The organism is Hydrotalea sp. AMD (assembly GCF_004100315.1).
Taxonomy (GTDB): Bacteria; Bacteroidota; Bacteroidia; order Chitinophagales; family Chitinophagaceae; genus Hydrotalea; species Hydrotalea flava.
Genome location: NZ_SCKY01000007.1, coordinates 69,231 through 86,820 on the forward strand (window position 1 = coordinate 69,231; position 17,590 = coordinate 86,820).

Genomic DNA, 17,590 nt, shown 5'->3' on the forward strand with positions numbered 1-17,590 from the left:
CCTATCAACATGCAAAAAAGTATTTCGCTTCGTTTAACACCTGCACAGGCAGCCGATGCCTTATTTGTAGAAAATTATCTGGCAAAAGAACTGGGCATTGCACCTGAACGCCTGAGTGGTTTTTTTGTTGAAAAAGAATCAATTGATGCCCGAAGCAGACAACAGGTATGGATGAATAAAACCATTCGGGTATATGTGGATGAACCTTTTATCGAAAGGCCACGCCATATTATTCAATTTCCTTCTGTACATCATGCCACAAAAAAAGTGATTATTATTGGCGCTGGCCCTGCAGGTTTATTTGCAGCGCTTTCATTAATTGAAAAAGGCATTCAACCCATTATCCTGGAACGGGGAAAAGCAGTTAGAGAAAGAAGAAGAGATTTAGCCAGGCTCAATAAAGAAGGTATTGTAAATACAGATAGTAATTATTGTTTTGGTGAAGGGGGAGCCGGTACTTACAGCGATGGTAAATTATATACCCGAAGTACGAAGCGGGGTGATGTAAACAGAATTTTACAATTGTTTGTACAATTTGGGGCAGATGAAAAAATTTTATACCAGGCCCATCCGCACATTGGTACCAATAAATTGCCACATATTATTACTGCGATGCGGCAGCAAATTATTGATGCCGGAGGCGCTTGCTATTTTGAACAGCGTGTGGTTGATTTTTTGATAGAGCACAATCAAATAAAAGGCGTTCTCACAGCAAACAATGCAGTTTGGAAAGCAGATGCGGTAATTCTGGCAACAGGCCATTCGGCCAGAGATATTTTTCATTTGTTTTTCCAAAAAAAAATAGGGATAGAAGCTAAACCGTTTGCATTGGGGGTTCGAGTAGAACACCCCCAGGCATTAATAGACGCCATTCAATACCATTGCCCCATTTCAAATGGGCATGTGGCTGAAAGTAACCGAGATCTTCATTTGCCGCCTGCCGCTTATAGTTTGGTAGAACAGGTAAATGGAAGAGGGGTATTTAGTTTTTGTATGTGTCCCGGCGGCATTATTGCACCTGCAGCAACATCACCCAACGAATTGGTGGTGAATGGGTGGAGCCCTTCTAAGCGCAATAATCCATTTGCCAATAGCGGTATGGTAGTACAGGTTGGTTTAAAAGATGCAGCGCATTGGTTGCTGCAACATGAAAATTGGTATCGGGAACAACAGGTTGCATTATCTATTCCTTCTAAAGTAATTCCACCTGAACAGCACCCATTGGCACTGTTGTATTTTCAGCAATGGGCTGAGCAATTGGCTTTTACAGCAGGTGGTGGTCATTTTGTTGCACCTGCTCAACGATTAATTGATTTTACAAATAATAAAATGTCATCCTCTTTACCCGATTGTAGTTACATACCCGGCCTGCAATCTGTAGATTTAAAAGGCGTTCTTCCTGATTTTATTCATCAATCATTACAACAAGGGTTTAAAAATTTCGGTAAAAAAATGAAAGGTTACTTAACCAATGAAGCAGTGGTGGTAGCTACTGAAAGTCGTACATCTTCACCGGTACGTATTCCCCGAAATTCCCACACATTGCAACATCCGCAAATTCAATATCTATATCCTTGTGGGGAAGGTGCCGGATACGCCGGAGGTATTGTTAGCGCCGCCATTGATGGTGAGTTGGTTGCGGCTGCTATTGCACAACGGTATGTATAAAAGGTATTGTATACCGATTGCTCAATTATTCATAACACTTAAAATATTTAATACGTTATTTCAATAAAATATATTAAAATTGCTAATGGTTGTTTATTCCAATCAATCATAAACCCAACATTAATTATTACAATGTTATGAATGCTATTTTACAATTACACCATTTAAAAAAATATTATGCTATCCAAAAAGCGGTAGATGATATTAGTTTTGAAATTGAGGCTGGCAGCATATTTGGCTTGCTGGGCCCCAATGGTGCCGGTAAAACCACTTTGCTGCGTATGATAACGGGCATCATTTATCCGGATGAAGGTGATATAACATTTGATGGCAAACCATTTAGCCCCTTAGATGATACGGTTAAAATTGGGTATATGCCGGAGGAACGGGGTTTGTATAAAAAAATGAAAATAGGAGAGCAGGCTTTATACTTGGCACAATTAAAAGGATTAAGCAGGGCAGAAGCACTTTCCAAAATTCGTTTTTGGTTTAAGAAGTTAGAAATGGAAAGCTGGTGGAATAAAAAGGTGGAAGACCTGAGTAAGGGGATGAGCCAAAAACTACAATTTGTTACCACTGTTTTACACGAACCTAAATTAATTATATTAGATGAACCTTTTAGTGGCTTAGATCCGGTGAATGCTAATTTGATAAAAGATGAAATTTACCGGCTGGCACAACAAGGCAGTACCGTTATTTTCAGTACGCATCGTATGGAGCAGGTAGAGGAAATTTGTAATCATATTGTTTTAGTTAATCTGGGTAAGAAAATTCTGGATGGTAAAGTACAGGATATTAAACAACAGTTTAAACAGCATACCTTTAATATTGCTTTTGACACTGCTCCTGCAAGTCTTATACATCCTTCTTTTGAAGTTGTGCATCAGAAAGGCAATGATTTTACCCTGATTATTCATTCCGGGTTTAGGAGCAATGATGTATTGCAGTTTTTTATTGCACAAAATGTAAATGTGGTTGCTTTCAATGAAATATTACCATCACTGAATGATATATTTATTCAGTTGGTTGAATCAACACATAGTGCTGCAAGAAGTTTTGAAACAGTACAATAATTAATTTTTATTGATTCATTACAACAAAATGATTCAACCGTATTTTCAAAAGTTTATGCATCATCTCATCTATTCCATTTAAAACGATTTAAATTAACAGTATGAATAAAACTTTTTTAATAGCCCGCCGCGAATTTTTAAGCCGGGTGCAAAAGAAAACTTTTTTATTAACCACAATTCTATTGCCGTTGTTTATTTTTGGTTTTTATGCATTGATAATCTATTTCTCTGTAAAAACCAGCGATAATATTCAAATTGCAATTGTAGACCGTGCACATATTATGGATGATATTTCGACCAAACAAAGTGGTGATGTGCAGTTCAGTATCTTGAAAGATGCATCGGTAAACGATTTGGATAAACAAATACAACAAAAAAAGATTACCGGCTATATTGTTGTACCTGAGCATTATAATATTATGGGGTTTGATACCCTCTCATTAAAATCAGATAAATCAATTGGATTGCTGACACGTGATAAAATTCAAAAAAAATTTTCTGATTTATTGGAAGAAAAAAGGTTAATAGCATTGAACCTGAATAAAAGACAAATTGATAGCATACAAAATGCAAATACTTTACAGTTTACAAGTCTGGAAGGGAAAAAAGACTCTGATGCCAAAGCCGGCGTTAGTTATGGAGTAGGCTATTTTAGTGGGTTCTTAATATATATTATTCTGTTTATTTATGGAACAATGGTTATGCGTGGTGTAATGGAAGAAAAAATGAATCGCATTGCAGAGGTAATTGTAAGCAGTGTTAAACCATTTAAATTAATGATGGGAAAAATAACCGGTATTGGTGCCGTAGGTCTGGTTCAATTTATTATTTGGATTGTGTTAATTCTCGGATTAACCATGTTACTTCCTTTTATTTTTCCGCAGATTGGTCAACAGACAAGTGAGCTACCTATGCAACCGGGTGCTATGCAGGCTGCTGCTTCCATGAAAAATAGTGGCGGGTTACAGGAAGTAATGGCCGGATTAAGTACCATTAATTTTCCTTTCATTATTGGCACATTCATATTTTATTTTCTTGGTGGTTATTTACTGTATGCTTCATTATTTGCGGCTGTGGGTAGTGCCGTGAATGAAGATCCGCAGGATGCACAAAGTTTGTTATTGCCGATTACAATGCCCATTATTTTTGCAATGGTTATTATGACAAAAGCAGTGAATGAGCCCAACAGTTCATTGGCGGTATTTGGCAGCATGTTTCCACTTACATCGCCCATAGTTATGATGGCCCGTATTGCACATGGTGTGCCTGATGGTGTTCCACTTTGGCAATTATTGATGAGCATGGCATTATTGATTGGAGGCTTTTTGGCCACTACCTGGCTGGCTGCAAAAATTTACAGAGTGGGTATTTTAATGTATGGTAAAAAACCTACATGGAAAGAGATGTGGAAATGGGCATTTATCAAGAATTAAAAATATTTTGTAATGATGAATCAGGCAGCTTTTGGGCTGCCTGTTTTTTATATAATATTATCGGAAAATACCAGTGGCTGTTGTAATGCAACATTAAATTCGTTCCATATTTCATGGACAATATCAGCGGCTGGTTTTATATCGTCAATTAAAGCACTTACCTGGCCAATTTCTAATTCACCTTCTTCCATATCGCCTTCAAACATACCTTTTTTAGCACGTCCTTTACCTAGTAGTTGCTGTAATGTGGCAGCATCGGCTCCATTCATTTCTGCTTCATGAATTTGTTGGTAGAACGGGTTTTTTAATAGTCGGACAGGTACGTGTTTTTTCAGGCTTAAAACAGTATCACCCTCTTTTGCTGCTATTATTTTTTGCTTGAAGTTGATGTGTGAGGAGGCTTCAGGTGTGCATACAAACCTACTTCCAATCTGTACTCCATCGGCGCCCAATACCATGGCAGCAAGCATTTGTCTTCCAGTAGCAATGCCTCCTGCAGCAATTACCGGAATGTTGATTGCTCTACGAACCAAAGGGATTAAAACAAAGGTGGTTGTTTCTTCTCTTCCATTGTGCCCACCTGCTTCAAAACCTTCTGCAACTACCGCATCAACACCTGCAGCTACTGCTTTTTGTGCAAACAAACTGCTGCTTACCACATGAACAACGGTAATGCCTTTACTTTTTAAAAGTGGGGTAAAGGTTTTTGGATTTCCTGCACTGGTAAAAACAATGGGTACCTGCGCTTCAATAATGGTAGCAATATGCTGGTCAATATCCGGATACATTAAAGGCAAATTCACTGCAAAAGGTTTTCCGGTTGCTTTTTTGCATTGTTGTATATGTTCTTTTAAAACTTCAGGATACATGCTGCCTGCGCCAATAATTCCTAATCCACCTGCATTGCTTACGGCAGCTGCTAATTTCCACCCACTGGCCCATACCATACCTGCCTGAATGATGGGATACTCAATGGAGAAAAGCTTTGTAATCCTGTTCGAAAACATAGCATACATTAATTCATTATATAAAATATCGGATAAATATTAATTATCATATTGTCGTTATCCGAAATCAATTTCAGTATTATCGCCAATATTTAAACTTCGGCTTAAACCTTTTACTGAAGCATCGCTTCCAATCAGCGAATTATCGAGTACTACTTCAAATAAATGTGTATAAGAGCCAATAATGCTATCACGCAAAATAGAAAATTGAATATGGGTATTGGCACCAATCGCTACATGCGGGCCTACAATGGCATTTTTTAAGGTACAACCTGCACCAATACTAACCGGTGGAATAATAATGGTATTTTCTAATTTAGCTGTATCATCAGTTTTGCCGCCAAATTTTTTTAATAATGTGGCATTACTTTCTAAAAGTGTTTCTTTTTTACCACAATCGAACCAATTTTTTACTTTAAAAGATTGAAATTTTGCACCCCTTGCAATCATACATTCCAATGCATCAGTTAAATTATATTCACCTAAGGTTCGGATGTTTTGTGTAAAAATGTGATGCAGACATTCATACAAAAAATTGGTTTCTTTAATTTTATAAAGACCCACCAATGCCATATTGCTTTTAGGGATAGCAGGTTTTTCTACCACTTGCTCAATAAATCCATTTTCATCAATTGCTGCTACACCAAAATGTCTGGGATCATCTACTTTTTTTACACCCAACATGCTATAAGGGCTGTTTAAAACTTCTTTTACATCAAATTCGCAAATTGTATCTCCCAGGGTTACAAACACTTCATCATCACCTACAATATTTTTAGTTAATTCAATGGCATGTCCGGTTCCCTGTCTTTCATTCTGGTAAACAAAGTGTGTGATTAAATGAGGGTAGGTTTGGGCAACATATTCTTGAATTTTTTCCCCTAAATAACCTACTATAAAAATAAATTCATTGATGCCGGCTTCATGTAATTGGTCAACAATAAAACTTAATATGGTTTTACCTGCAATGGGTATTAATGCTTTGGGTTGTGTATAGGTGTGGGGCCTTAATTTAGTACCAGCACCAGCAACAGGTATGATTGCTTTCATTACTAAAGAGTCGGTTTTGTTTCGTTGATTAAACGATTCTGCTCATTAAAACTATGCATTCGAATTGGTTTCGTAAAAATTTGTTTGGAATGCGGGATGCTGAATTACAGGGTAGTTGCATCTTTACAAACCTTTCCAACCAATATTTTGGGGTGTGAAAATAGGGAAAACTTTTTTTTATCAGCAAATCATCTTTTTTTACAGTGTTATAAACAAGTTATGGCAAGCTAAATATGAAGAACTATTTTTGCAGGAAATATTATTTGTTTCATCATTTTACCCCTTATTTTAAATACGCCAATTTATGCAAAGAGATACCTTGGTTTTTAACCTTATACAGCAGGAATTAGAAAGACAGCGCAGAGGCATTGAATTAATTGCTTCAGAAAATTTTACCAGTTTACAGGTAATGCAGGCCATGGGTGGGGTAATGACAAATAAATATGCCGAAGGATACCCAGGCAGAAGGTATTATGGTGGTTGTGAAATAGTTGACCAAACTGAACAATTGGCTATTGACCGTTTAAAGCAAATATTTAATATTGAGTATGCAAACGTACAACCACATAGCGGCGCACAGGCCAATGCTGCATTAATGCTGGCTGTTTTGCAACCTGGCGATGCTATTTTAGGATTGGATTTAAGTATGGGCGGCCACTTAACCCATGGTGCGGCCGTGAATTTTAGCGGTAAGTTATACCAACCTCATTTTTATGGAGTTACCAAAGAAGAAGGCTTATTAGATTATGCCATGCTGGAAGAAAAAGCCCGCAGCGTTAAACCTAAACTCATTATTTGTGGTGCCAGTGCCTATAGCAGAGATATTGATTATGCCCGTATTAGAAAAGTGGCCGATGAAGTAGGTGCTTTTGTAATGGCAGATATTGCACATCCGGCAGGATTAATTGCCAAAGGTTTGTTAGGAAACCCATTTGAGCATTGCCATTTTGTAACATCAACAACCCACAAAACTTTAAGAGGTCCGAGAGGTGGTGTGATTATGATGGGAAAAGATTTTGAGAATCCGTTTGGATTAAAAGATATGAAAGGAAATATTAGAATGATGAGCCATTTAATTGATATGGCGGTATTTCCAGGCACACAAGGCGGTCCGTTGGAACATGTTATTGCAGCCAAAGCAGTGGCTTTTGGTGAAATACTTTCAGACGAATTTACACAATATGCCAAACAAGTACAATTGAATGCACAAGCCATGGCAAAGGCTTTTGTGGACAAAGAATACAAGATTATAAGTGGCGGAACCGATAATCATCTAATGCTCATTGACTTGCGTAATAAAAATATCAGCGGAAAAAAAGCAGAACAGGTACTGGGCCGGGCTGATATTACAGCCAATAAAAATATGGTACCCTATGATGATAAAAGTGCTTTTGTAACTTCCGGTATTCGTTTTGGCGTGCCTGCTATTACAACCAGAGGGTGCAAGGAAGAGCACATGCAATTTGTGGTAAATGCCATCGATACGGTATTAATGAATGCTGATGATACATCCACTGTTGAAAAGGTGAAAAAACAGGTGAATGATTGGATGCTGCAGTTCCCATTATATCCTGAATTGGGTTAAAGGAGTTTATATAATCATTTCTGAATGAATCAATTACTGTTTTATGATACAACGTATTCAATCTTTTTGGTTACTGTTAACCGCTGTTTGTGCTTTTGCCACTTTAAAACTGCCATTTTACAGTGGAAATAAAATTGCTGACCAGGCCGGCAGTTATCAATCAGTTACCGGCAATACAACCATATTGTTGAATATTATTACGGTAGCAATTGGAATAATAGCCTTGGTATTTATTTTTCTATACAAAAACCGTAAGCAACAATTGTGGTTAACGCTACTATTGTTTCTGGTATCACTTTTACAGCTATTTCTGCTCTACCTTCAAACCAAACAATTTGTGCAAGGCGCTTATGAAATTTCGGTACTGGTTTATATCGCTATGCCTGCTTGGTTAATATTGGCCATGCGTGGCATGTATAAGGATGAACAATTGGTGAAAAGTGTAGACAGATTGAGATAAACGTTAGTAGAATACTTATTTAATTTCCTAATTAGTTGACTATTTAAAGGTGGATTGGTGATAAAGAACCTTTTTATATTTGCAAATAAAAATATTTGATTGATAAATTTGTTACATTTCAGTTTCAATACTGTTTAAAATTTTATAGTATTAATTTAAAAACAATTGTAAGAATACTACTACAAATTCTTCAATTTAACTTTAAATTATTATTTATCAATAATTTATATATTTATATTAAATTTATTTTGTTTTTCTTTTAAATCAGACTAAATTCCTTTTAAAATCTTTCCATTAATGTATTACTAATTTTGTTTAGTTATTTTTTACCTGCAATTGATAAAATGGAATAAATCCGAGTTCGCTTATTAGTGTTATTTGCTTTATTATTAACTATTTTTAATTAATTAAAAATTTGAATACTATTTTGACAATACAAATGAATTGTCAGAGAAAATTTAAATAAAGTTTTAGTGATTGAATTTTATTTAATATAAAATAATTAAATCATGAATTAAATGAGGTTATTAATTCGCCATCTTAATTCAATATCTTAATCCTGCAATATGCCTAATAGATGTATTTACAATTTCATAATGTGGATTATACTAATATTAGCTGGAGCCGTTAACAGTGCCAATGCACAAGATCCGCATTTTTCGCAATACTTTACTTCACCCATGACTATTAATCCATCCCTAATGGGAAAAGATGTGGAAGATTGGCGTTTAACCAGCACATTACGGCGCCAATGGTGGGGAGGAACCGTAGCACCTTATAATACCTATACTGCTTCCATTGAAAAACGGGTAGCCACGAATAGCACCGGCGATAATCAGTTAGGTATTGGCATGATGGTATTCAGTGATGAGTCGAATAACGGTTTATTGAAAGATACTTATCTAAGTTTGGGTGCAGCTTATAATATAACATTGGATGGAGCAGGCCATCATCATTTAGGTGCCGGTTTAACCGCCAATTATGCAGGCCGATTGGTTGACCCCAGTAAGTTTGAGTTTCAGTCGCAGTTTGGTAGCATGGGTTTTCAAAGAAGTGTTCCTTCTAACGATCCGGTAACCATACAAAGCAACCATTACTTAGAAGTGAATGCCGGTTTAAACTACAATTATACAGATACGAAGTGGGGTTTTAATGTAGGTGCAGCAGTATTTCATGCATCCAAACCCAAAGATGGCGTGTATTTAAACTCAACCTATACTGTTGAAGCAAGGTATAGTATACAGGGAAGCGTGTATTTTAATTTAGCGAACCACAACCAGTTGTTGTTTAGTGAAATATCGGAGATGCAGGGTCAGAACAGCATTCATTCCTTAGGAGCTGTTTATAAAATTAGCGTGAAGGACAAAACATTAAGGAGTTTTAATGTGGGATTATGGGATCGGTTTGGCGATGCAGTGTATCCATACATTGGATTAGAATCAGAAAGATGGATAGCGGGTTTAACGTATGACGTGGTTACTTCAGGCGTAAAAACAGCATCCAACAGTGTACAGAGTATGGAGTTGAGTTTTGCCTGGCAGTTCTTTTCTGCCAAACACCAACCAAGGCCCGTTAAGAAGATTATACAGTATTAAACAATGCTGCTAATAACAAATATATGCAACTAAACAAATTACAGGGGAGTATAACATAATTATAAACCGCTTGAAACCAAAACAAATGCCGGTATGCATCATGTATTTACCGGCATTTTGTTGGTACTAATGAAAGTGATCAGATTGTAATTTTATTATTTCTGTCATTTTTATTCATCTCCGAATAATAAATAAAAATATAGTATATAAATTAAGTTTTATTTTTTTGTGCTCCTGTGTATGATTGCTAATCATATGTAACATAGCATCTTTGATGCTACTGCCTGTAATAGATTGTCAAGGTGAGGTTAATTCAATGAAGCCAAATTTGAATATTACTACAAAACCTGTATTGCTTTTATTATTCTTTTGAAAAAAAGCATGGATACGCCATTTTTTTGATTGAATTCAATTTCTTTCAAATAAAATCCATTAACTAATTTGAAATAATAAATAATAGAAGCCAAAATTTTTACTGCATTCCACTATTATTATTACTACACAATATTATCAAAAGATACGACTTTTCTTTACTTCCCTTTGTTACAATGTCTTTGAATATGCATAACTACTTTCATTAGAGTGAACGATGTTCCCTGTCTGATTTCCATGAAAACCGTGAAAAACCATATAATTTTTCAAAGACTACCATTCCTGTTGAAGTATATGATGAGCTTCATGGGAATGGTGGTTTTTTTTAGTGCAGGCGCACAGTCTTTTCAGTTTGAAAAAGGGTTTGCTGATTTTCCTTTTACCTATAACAACATTACAGTTACATCTTTTGGTTCCGGTTCTTTTGTTGATTATGGTGCTGCCTGGAGCAGTTGTGGTGTGGCAATCAAACCGGGCAGTATATGGCTGGGTGCTTATGGGCCTGCTTCTTTTACCAATACATTTTCACAAGGGGTAAATGATATGGTGTACAATATCAATGCTGCTGATACTACTGAAACCTTTACTTTTTCAGTAAACAGAGGGAACGTTCAAATTAGCATACTTTCCGGTTGTGCTGATAAATGGACGATTGCCGGTAATCAATTAATTTGTAAAGGAATAAATGCGGGTGCACGTATACAAGTGCATGCATCAGAACCTTTTACCAATGTTACAATAGAACACAACGGATTAATGGATGGTTCTTTAATTATAATGGTATTCGATGAGGCTTTAGAATATGCCGAGAGCCATGCCGCTATCAGGGTACAACCCATCCTTTCACAAAAAATTTGTTTGGGGGATGCTATCTCTGATATTCCCATTCCCATTACCGGAGATGCAAATGAATTAGCAGATATTGTTTGCAGCGTAACTTCTTCAAATCAAACTTTTTTACCCGATAATGCTATTCAAATAATTGAAAAAAATAGTAACAAACTGCTTCATTTTACCGCTATTCCTGCATATGTAGGGATGGTACAGTTGCAATTAACCATCAGCAATAAAGATGGATTATTCATGCAAGTGCCCATTGTATTAGAAGTAATAGGCATGAAAGGAAAAGTTACTATTGATGCGAAAAGTAGTATCTGTAAAGGTGAAAAAATTGCGTTGAAAGGCACTCCATCTAATGGCGTTTGGGGCATAAATAATCCAACCTTTTCAGACGCTGTTAGCAATAATTTGCTTGCTAATATAAATACTGATGGTACATTAGTAGCCAATTATCCGGGTATACTTCAAGTCTTCTATACAGTAAAAGACAGTAGTGGTTGTACCGGTACTACCACAGCTAAAATACAGGTGCATGATATTCCGGTAAACAAAGTAATATCTCCTAAGGGAACTTTGCTGTGTGAAGGTAGTCAGCTACAATTAATGGCACCACAAGCTGAATCCTATCAATGGTTTAAAAATCAACAACCTTTGCAAGAAAAATCAAACATACTACAGGTAAATACTGCCGGTAATTATGGTGTACAATTAACCGATTCTAATGGTTGTAGTAATCCTGCTATTGTGCAGGTAACCATTGCCGGCATTGCAAAACCTAAAGCTGCTTTTAACTTTACAACTTATTGTACCAATTTACCGGTACATTTTCAAAACTTATCAGAGGTAAGTAATAGTGGTCCTGTAAACTTTGAGTGGACAGATAATAGGGGGAATATCAGTTATGAAGCCAGTCCTGCATTTACTTATAACGTAGCCGGTGAAGTGAAAGTGCAACTAAAAATTACTTCTCAGGTTTGTATAGCATTAACAACTGAAGCTATTAAAACCATTCAAATTGAACGCCCGGATGCAGGAAAGCTATTGCCTGTTATAGAAACAGAACAAACTGCCATCCGTTTACAGACCGGCAGAGTAGGGGTTCAGTACCAATGGCAACCTGCTACAGCTTTTGTAAATGCCAATACTGCTAATCCGTTATTGAATGTAACTGCCGGCCGTCAGCAATATACCGTTATGGTAACTGCCGCATCCGGTTGTACTGTTACTGATACAGTAGCAGTAAATGCCACAGCCAATGCCGGCATTTATGTGGCCAATGTATTTTCACCCAATGGCGATGGGCAAAATGATAGATTGTTGGTGAATTTAATTGGCTACAACCGTTTGAATTTCTTTAGAGTATACGATCGTAAAGGCAGGCTATTGTTTCAAACAGCCGATGAAGGCAATGGATGGGATGGCACCGTAAATGGTACTTTACAGCCTCTTGATACCTATGTTTGGGTAGCCGAAGCTTCTAATGAAAAAGGCCAAAGAATTTACAGGGAAGGAAGCACTACTTTATTACGATAAAAAATCTATTGGTTTTAAATTTTATTGATTTTAAGAACATCTCATAGTGGTTCCGTATTTGTGTAGTTTAAAACATAATTTACAGCCTGCCGAACGCTTATTAAATTCTAACACCCAATCCAAAGGTAATGTAAAACAAATTTTTACCATATTCCCCCGGAATAAGATTCATGGGTATGGTATAGGAGGGAGTAATATTAATATTAAATTTTCCTGCTACAAAAACAATCGGCACTGAAAATTCATATGAAAGTAAATTAAATTTTACACTATTATCTGTAACAGTTTGTTGAGAAATGGGGATAAATAATATTGAACTTTTTTCAAGATAAGTTCTTGAAAAATTTTGAGTACCAAAATATGCATAGGCTGTTGGATCAATTGCAAGTGCCATTGGAATTTTATTTCTTATTTTTAGAATAAATATATGGTCTAAACCTGGAGAAATTCCAATATCAGTTTTGTTACTAAATTTTAAATCTGCACCGAAATTAAAATTAATTATCTTGTTTGTATAAGCCGCGTTTAATCCACTCTGGTATTGTAAAGCCGATTGTACTAAAGTGCTATTTTCATTGTAGAATAATTTAGTAAAAAAAATATTGCCACTAAAATTTTTGGTAGATTGGAATCTATAACCAATTTCTCCCAATGCTCCTGTATAGTTTAAACTGGTGGTAGAATTTTCTAAAAATATAAAGCTTCCCTGTGCATATAAGCCACATTTGAGTTGATAACCTATATAAGGTACCATACCGCTGCTCTGTAAACTATCTGTTCTTCCAAAATATTGGAATCTGGAAACACCATTTATTCCGAAAGAGAATTCATTAGAACGTGTGGTATCATTCTGTGCATAAAGTTGCACAATTGATAAAATAAAGCTGAAAGTACCCAACATTGTTATTGCAATTTTATTAATCATATAAATATTTATTAAAATTAATAAAATAAAACACTTTTATAGAACAGATTGCCTGAAAACCGTTGAAAACCTAAAAATTTGTATGCGCATTATATTAAGGAAAAGAGGCTATTCATTTTTTTAAGTAGCCTCTTTTCTTTGAAATTAATTTAATTATGGATGGAAGTTTCTGAGTTGGCTTTAGCAGCAACTTTAATTTTTGCTTCTTTCTTTTCTTGGGAAGATTTATCTCCTACCTTTTGAATAGTCTGATTAGCCTCGTTTTCTTTAGATTTCACATACTTTTTTGCTGGTTTAGTATTAAGATCTGCATTAACATGAGCAGAATTGTCTGCATTTAAATTATTTTGTAGAGAACCTTTATCAGAACCACTCTTAAAGGCAGCATTTTCATTTGCATTTGTTTGAGCACTTGCATTGGCATGTGCTGAAGACTCTATAATGCCCTTAATATTGGTAGCTTCTTTTGTAGCATCGCTTTTGATTGTATTTGCACTGCCTGCCATATTTTTGTGTAATTCGCTATTCCCTGATACCCCGGTGTTACTTTCTATTGAAGCATTCATATTGGTATTGCTGCCTTGATGTTCAGTATTCAAATAGCTATTTGAATTTGTACTTCCTGAAACATTATTGCTTGATTCTGCTTTCAGTTGTTTTGAAGTACGTCTGGCTGCACTTTTTGATTCTTTTGTTGCAGCTTTACTTTCTGTATTGACTGCATTAGAAGTATTGATAACGGCTCTTGAAGCAGCAGTTGTTACTCTTTCGGCATTAACAGTTGCAGCAGTAGTGCTTCTTATAGTTCCTCCTACATTAATAATTTGTGCATCTGTTCTGATACAAAAAAACAGGGCAGTCATGAAAATGGTTGATTGAATCATTGTTTTCATAATTGTAATTTTTAAAGTTTGAAAATAGAATTGAATGAATATTTATTCCAAAGACAATTTTTATGCCAGAAATAATTTTTATATTGCTGTTTCCTCAGCCAAACCGGTCAGGTGATAAATACGAATAATTTGGAAATTTAGATGGAAATGCAAATAAATAGTGGCATAGAGCCTGATTTTATTATAAATTAGATGGCTTAGGTGTTGATTTTTAAAATTTAAAATTGTATTTAGAGTAAATTCAGTAAGATTAATTTAAAAGTTTTTTTAGTACTTTTTTTCACATATTTCGATGAAAGAATTAAAAATTAAAGCGAAAAAATGTTTCATTTTCATTTTTCAACCCATCATAAAGTATTAATTATCTGCATCGCCATCTGTTTGTTTACAGGTTTTCTGAATTATTTTTTACTGCAGCCCAATATTTTTCTGTTTCATGTGTTGCATCTTTCCATTCATCCTGTTTTTGTGATTCATTCCACTTTTATCAGGAATTTTTTGCTTGGTTACTTTGCAGACGGGTTGTGGTGTCTTGCCCTATGCCTCCTAACCTTGCTATTAAAAGAATTAAATTATTTGAAGAAAGCCGGAATAATAACTATATTAGTAGTACCATTTTTAACGGAAATATTACAATACTTTGGCATTATTGGCGGTACGTTTGATTGGTTGGATATACTGACTTACCTGCTCATTATTTTGGCCTTTCTGCTTTTTTCAACCTTGCTAAAAAAACAATAACATGAAAAGGTTTACCTCGCTTATTGCACCAATGCTGGTCATTGCTCTATTTTTGTGTATGGCTATAGCCAGCACCCCTCCGAAAGCACCTTCCCCGGTTGTTTTTGACGGTATTTTTAGTTACAAAGCTGATAGGGATGAAGTAGTAAAAAATGCCGCCAAAGTGGGCTTTATTAAAAATAGTGTTAGTCCGAGTATTGTATTAAGGGTTCCACATGCCAACCAGCAGATTCTGGAACAGGATAAAAATACAAATGCCAATAACATTAGCTCTTCCGGAATCTTTGATCCGAATAACAATTTGTATGATTTAAATGTATATAATACTATTGAAAAGGAGTTGCTAAAAGGGGGCTTTACGGTTCGCGACAGGGCATTGTTTGATAAAGTGCTGGGCGACAAAAGTGTGAGTGATTATTCTAAAATAAAGGAATTAACAGAAACGGATTTGATACTGGAATTAAGCAATATTCAGTATGTGCCTTATGCCTTTAATGCATTCAGTTACCATACCAAAGGCCGGCATGGTGTTATCAATACCAACATACACAACTGTGCCCATACCATTTATTTATATGGGTTAAAACTTGAGTTTAAGTTAATCAGGGTAAAAGATAACGATTATATTGGTTCTTTTACCTATAACTATTCACCCTGTAATAATGCACCCTGCGATTATTTGGTGAGTTGTTTGGGTGATGATTGCAGTGAGCCTTATGTTCAACAGGGAGATGTAAAAATTACTGCACAAAGATTAATTACCCGTGAAATAATTACCCGGTTTGTGAAAGAGTCATCACAAAATTTGGTAAAACAAATTTTAGAATAATAAGTAAATTAAGAGGGGAAAGTACTTAAAACTTTCCCCTCTTTTAAGTGTAGAATAATGTTTGATTTTATCTATAAGTTTACACCTGCCAGTTCTAAACTTCTTTTTTTCAATTTTACAATTTCTACATTTTCAATAATGGGTTCGGGCATTACAATCAAAGAGGTTTCATTTTCCTTCCACCATGTTTGGCCATATAAATGACTGGCATGAATAACGCCAATCAAATATTTTCTTTCTTCGCCGGCATGCCATTCTTCTATCCACTCAAAATCATCTTTTTGAATAAAGTGCCAATCGGTAAAACTAAGGTATACTTTCAGGTAAAAATCATGCGTAAGGGTATGCGGCTGGTGGTGGTATAGTTTCTTATATTCATATTTGTACTGGTAGCGCAGAGCGGCAATATCGCTCAAAACAGCCGATGCTGTTGGGAAGCTGCCTGCTCCTTTTCCATAAAAAAACTGTTTGTCGGCAAAGCCGCTTTCAATGACTACACCATTGTATTCATTTTTAACAAATGAAAGAGGTTCGTCTGTTTTTGTAAATTGAGGTAACACAAATGCGGATACGTTACCATCTTTTAATTTCTTGGCTTGTGCTACTAATTTTATTTCATATTTTTTTTCCTGGGCTACCTGTGCATCTGCAGTTTGTATGCTTTGAATGCCTGTAAACAGAATATTTTTAGGATGCTCTACAATTCCGTAAGCATGATTTAATAAAAGCGACCATTTGTTTACCGCATCATATCCTTCCACATCCAACACAGGATTGCTTTCTGCAAAACCCGATTGTTGCGCCAGTAAAAGTGCTTCCGAAAAACTCAGTTGATCTTCAAACATTTTGGTTAAAATAAAATTGGTAGATCCGTTGACTATAGCTTTAATGGCATGCAACAAATCATTATCGTAGTATTCCTCTAGATTTCTGATTACAGGTATCGATGCACAGGCAGCACTCTCATACAATAAGGAGCAACCGGTTTCCAATTGTATCTGCAGCAGCTCAGGTAAATGTTCTGCCAGCATTTTTTTATTGGCACTTACCACTGCCTTTCCATTGCGCAATGCAGTAGCAACAATTTCAAATGCGGCTTCAGCATCATCGGTTACTTCTACAATTACGTTGATGTGTTCATCAAATAATAAACTGTTTTTATCGGTTGTAAATAACTGGTCGGGCGCATTTCTTTTTTTCTGCAGGTGTTTAATACACACTTTTGTTAACTCGGCCTTTAATGAGGGGGTTTGCTGCAATACTTTGTATAAACCTTCTCCTACTACCCCAAAGCCAAATAAACCAATGTGTAATGATTGATGTTGCATAATAAATTCTAGTTATAATTAATTAAAAATCATCTGGACAAAAGAACCGGTAACAAAAAAGCCCGCCATTGATAAATCAGGCAGGCTTTATATAATACATCTATATATTAGGGGGATGTAAATAAAAATTGACTGACTTATCTTTCCCATTGGTATGGGATGGAGTTGGCACCTTCATGTTATAAAAACATGGGTTGCCAAGGCTTCATTGGGCCAATTCCCTCTGCCTTTCTTGATAAGTGATAAAAAAGAACTGGC

General features: G+C 35.8%; 14 protein-coding genes and 1 riboswitch. Of the genes, 9 read left to right on the plus strand and 5 right to left on the minus strand.

What is annotated here, in order from left to right; genetic code table 11:
* Positions 1–9 precede the first annotated feature (9 nt).
* The 3 genes from EO766_RS06605 (at position 10) to EO766_RS06615 (ending at position 4,174) form a co-directional block, all read left to right on the plus strand.
* Entirely contained in the window at positions 10–1,668 is a 1,659-nt protein-coding gene (locus EO766_RS06605) for an NAD(P)/FAD-dependent oxidoreductase (RefSeq protein ID WP_074419138.1), read from the plus strand.
* Between the two features lie 137 nt (positions 1,669–1,805).
* Positions 1,806–2,741, plus strand: a complete 936-nt coding sequence (locus tag EO766_RS06610) for an ABC transporter ATP-binding protein (protein ID WP_074419156.1) — start codon at positions 1,806–1,808, stop codon at positions 2,739–2,741.
* Between the two features lie 101 nt (positions 2,742–2,842).
* On the plus strand, positions 2,843–4,174 hold the full coding sequence (locus EO766_RS06615; protein ID WP_074419139.1) for an ABC transporter permease: 1,332 nt from the start codon (positions 2,843–2,845) through the stop codon (positions 4,172–4,174).
* Positions 4,175–4,221: 47 nt separating this feature from the next.
* On the opposite strand, the gene EO766_RS06620 is transcribed toward EO766_RS06615, so the two are convergent.
* Both EO766_RS06620 and EO766_RS06625 read right to left on the minus strand, forming a co-directional pair.
* Positions 4,222–5,181 carry an NAD(P)H-dependent flavin oxidoreductase gene (locus tag EO766_RS06620; RefSeq protein ID WP_074419140.1) on the minus strand — a complete coding sequence of 320 codons (960 nt, stop codon included), beginning with the start codon at positions 5,179–5,181 and terminating at the stop codon, positions 4,222–4,224.
* Positions 5,182–5,238: 57 nt separating this feature from the next.
* A complete protein-coding gene (locus EO766_RS06625) occupies positions 5,239–6,231 on the minus strand; it encodes a sugar phosphate nucleotidyltransferase (RefSeq protein ID WP_074419141.1) in 993 nt (330 codons plus the stop codon).
* Positions 6,232–6,535: 304 nt separating this feature from the next.
* Here EO766_RS06625 and glyA point away from each other — a divergent pair, with 304 nt between their 5' ends.
* From glyA to EO766_RS06645, 4 genes are all read left to right on the plus strand, one after another.
* Positions 6,536–7,816, plus strand: coding sequence for a serine hydroxymethyltransferase (gene glyA / locus EO766_RS06630; protein ID WP_007743935.1), 1,281 nt, complete (start codon positions 6,536–6,538; stop codon positions 7,814–7,816).
* A gap of 43 nt (positions 7,817–7,859) precedes the next feature.
* On the plus strand, positions 7,860–8,276 hold the full coding sequence (locus EO766_RS06635) for a DUF4293 family protein (RefSeq protein ID WP_068242746.1): 417 nt from the start codon (positions 7,860–7,862) through the stop codon (positions 8,274–8,276).
* Between the two features lie 596 nt (positions 8,277–8,872).
* Positions 8,873–9,871, plus strand: a complete 999-nt coding sequence (locus EO766_RS06640) for a PorP/SprF family type IX secretion system membrane protein (protein WP_179853191.1) — start codon at positions 8,873–8,875, stop codon at positions 9,869–9,871.
* 666 nt (positions 9,872–10,537) lie between these two features.
* On the plus strand, positions 10,538–12,616 hold the full coding sequence (locus EO766_RS06645) for a T9SS type B sorting domain-containing protein (protein WP_179853192.1): 2,079 nt from the start codon (positions 10,538–10,540) through the stop codon (positions 12,614–12,616).
* A 100-nt stretch (positions 12,617–12,716) separates the two neighbouring features.
* Here the strand turns inward: EO766_RS06645 and EO766_RS06650 are convergent, their stop codons facing one another.
* Both EO766_RS06650 and EO766_RS06655 read right to left on the minus strand, forming a co-directional pair.
* Positions 12,717–13,541, minus strand: a complete 825-nt coding sequence (locus EO766_RS06650) for a hypothetical protein (RefSeq protein WP_081298640.1) — start codon at positions 13,539–13,541, stop codon at positions 12,717–12,719.
* Positions 13,542–13,690: 149 nt separating this feature from the next.
* Positions 13,691–14,434 (minus strand): hypothetical protein, encoded by a 744-nt coding sequence (locus EO766_RS06655; protein ID WP_074419145.1) that lies wholly within the window; start codon positions 14,432–14,434, stop codon positions 13,691–13,693.
* Positions 14,435–14,755: 321 nt separating this feature from the next.
* Between EO766_RS06655 and EO766_RS06660 the strand changes: the two genes are divergently transcribed.
* Together EO766_RS06660 and EO766_RS06665 are read left to right on the plus strand one after the other, a co-directional pair.
* Positions 14,756–15,175 (plus strand): hypothetical protein, encoded by a 420-nt coding sequence (locus EO766_RS06660; RefSeq protein ID WP_074419146.1) that lies wholly within the window; start codon positions 14,756–14,758, stop codon positions 15,173–15,175.
* 1 nt (position 15,176) lies between these two features.
* Positions 15,177–16,004, plus strand: a complete 828-nt coding sequence (locus EO766_RS06665; RefSeq protein ID WP_074419147.1) for a hypothetical protein — start codon at positions 15,177–15,179, stop codon at positions 16,002–16,004.
* Between the two features lie 71 nt (positions 16,005–16,075).
* Here the strand turns inward: EO766_RS06665 and EO766_RS06670 are convergent, their stop codons facing one another.
* On the minus strand, positions 16,076–17,332 hold the full coding sequence (locus EO766_RS06670) for a homoserine dehydrogenase (RefSeq protein ID WP_081298641.1): 1,257 nt from the start codon (positions 17,330–17,332) through the stop codon (positions 16,076–16,078).
* 134 nt (positions 17,333–17,466) lie between these two features.
* A riboswitch (SAM riboswitch) is annotated at positions 17,467–17,574 on the minus strand.
* Positions 17,575–17,590 lie beyond the last annotated feature (16 nt).

Excerpts from the sequence above, each read along its gene's own strand:
- EO766_RS06670 (WP_081298641.1), bottom strand. The coding sequence starts at position 17,332 with ATGCAACATCAATCATTACACATTGGTTTATTTGGCTTTGGGGTAGTA.
- EO766_RS06650 (WP_081298640.1), bottom strand. The coding sequence starts at position 13,541 with ATGATTAATAAAATTGCAATAACAATGTTGGGTACTTTCAGCTTTATT.
- EO766_RS06615 (WP_074419139.1), top strand. The coding sequence starts at position 2,843 with ATGAATAAAACTTTTTTAATAGCCCGCCGCGAATTTTTAAGCCGGGTG.
- EO766_RS06655 (WP_074419145.1), bottom strand. The coding sequence starts at position 14,434 with ATGAAAACAATGATTCAATCAACCATTTTCATGACTGCCCTGTTTTTT.
- EO766_RS06625 (WP_074419141.1), bottom strand. The coding sequence starts at position 6,231 with ATGAAAGCAATCATACCTGTTGCTGGTGCTGGTACTAAATTAAGGCCC.
- EO766_RS06665 (WP_074419147.1), top strand. The coding sequence starts at position 15,177 with ATGAAAAGGTTTACCTCGCTTATTGCACCAATGCTGGTCATTGCTCTA.
- EO766_RS06610 (WP_074419156.1), top strand. The coding sequence starts at position 1,806 with ATGAATGCTATTTTACAATTACACCATTTAAAAAAATATTATGCTATC.
- EO766_RS06640 (WP_179853191.1), top strand. The coding sequence starts at position 8,873 with ATGTGGATTATACTAATATTAGCTGGAGCCGTTAACAGTGCCAATGCA.
- EO766_RS06645 (WP_179853192.1), top strand. The coding sequence starts at position 10,538 with ATGATGAGCTTCATGGGAATGGTGGTTTTTTTTAGTGCAGGCGCACAG.
- glyA (WP_007743935.1), top strand. The coding sequence starts at position 6,536 with ATGCAAAGAGATACCTTGGTTTTTAACCTTATACAGCAGGAATTAGAA.
- EO766_RS06660 (WP_074419146.1), top strand. The coding sequence starts at position 14,756 with ATGTTTCATTTTCATTTTTCAACCCATCATAAAGTATTAATTATCTGC.
- EO766_RS06605 (WP_074419138.1), top strand. The coding sequence starts at position 10 with ATGCAAAAAAGTATTTCGCTTCGTTTAACACCTGCACAGGCAGCCGAT.
- EO766_RS06635 (WP_068242746.1), top strand. The coding sequence starts at position 7,860 with ATGATACAACGTATTCAATCTTTTTGGTTACTGTTAACCGCTGTTTGT.
- EO766_RS06620 (WP_074419140.1), bottom strand. The coding sequence starts at position 5,181 with ATGTTTTCGAACAGGATTACAAAGCTTTTCTCCATTGAGTATCCCATC.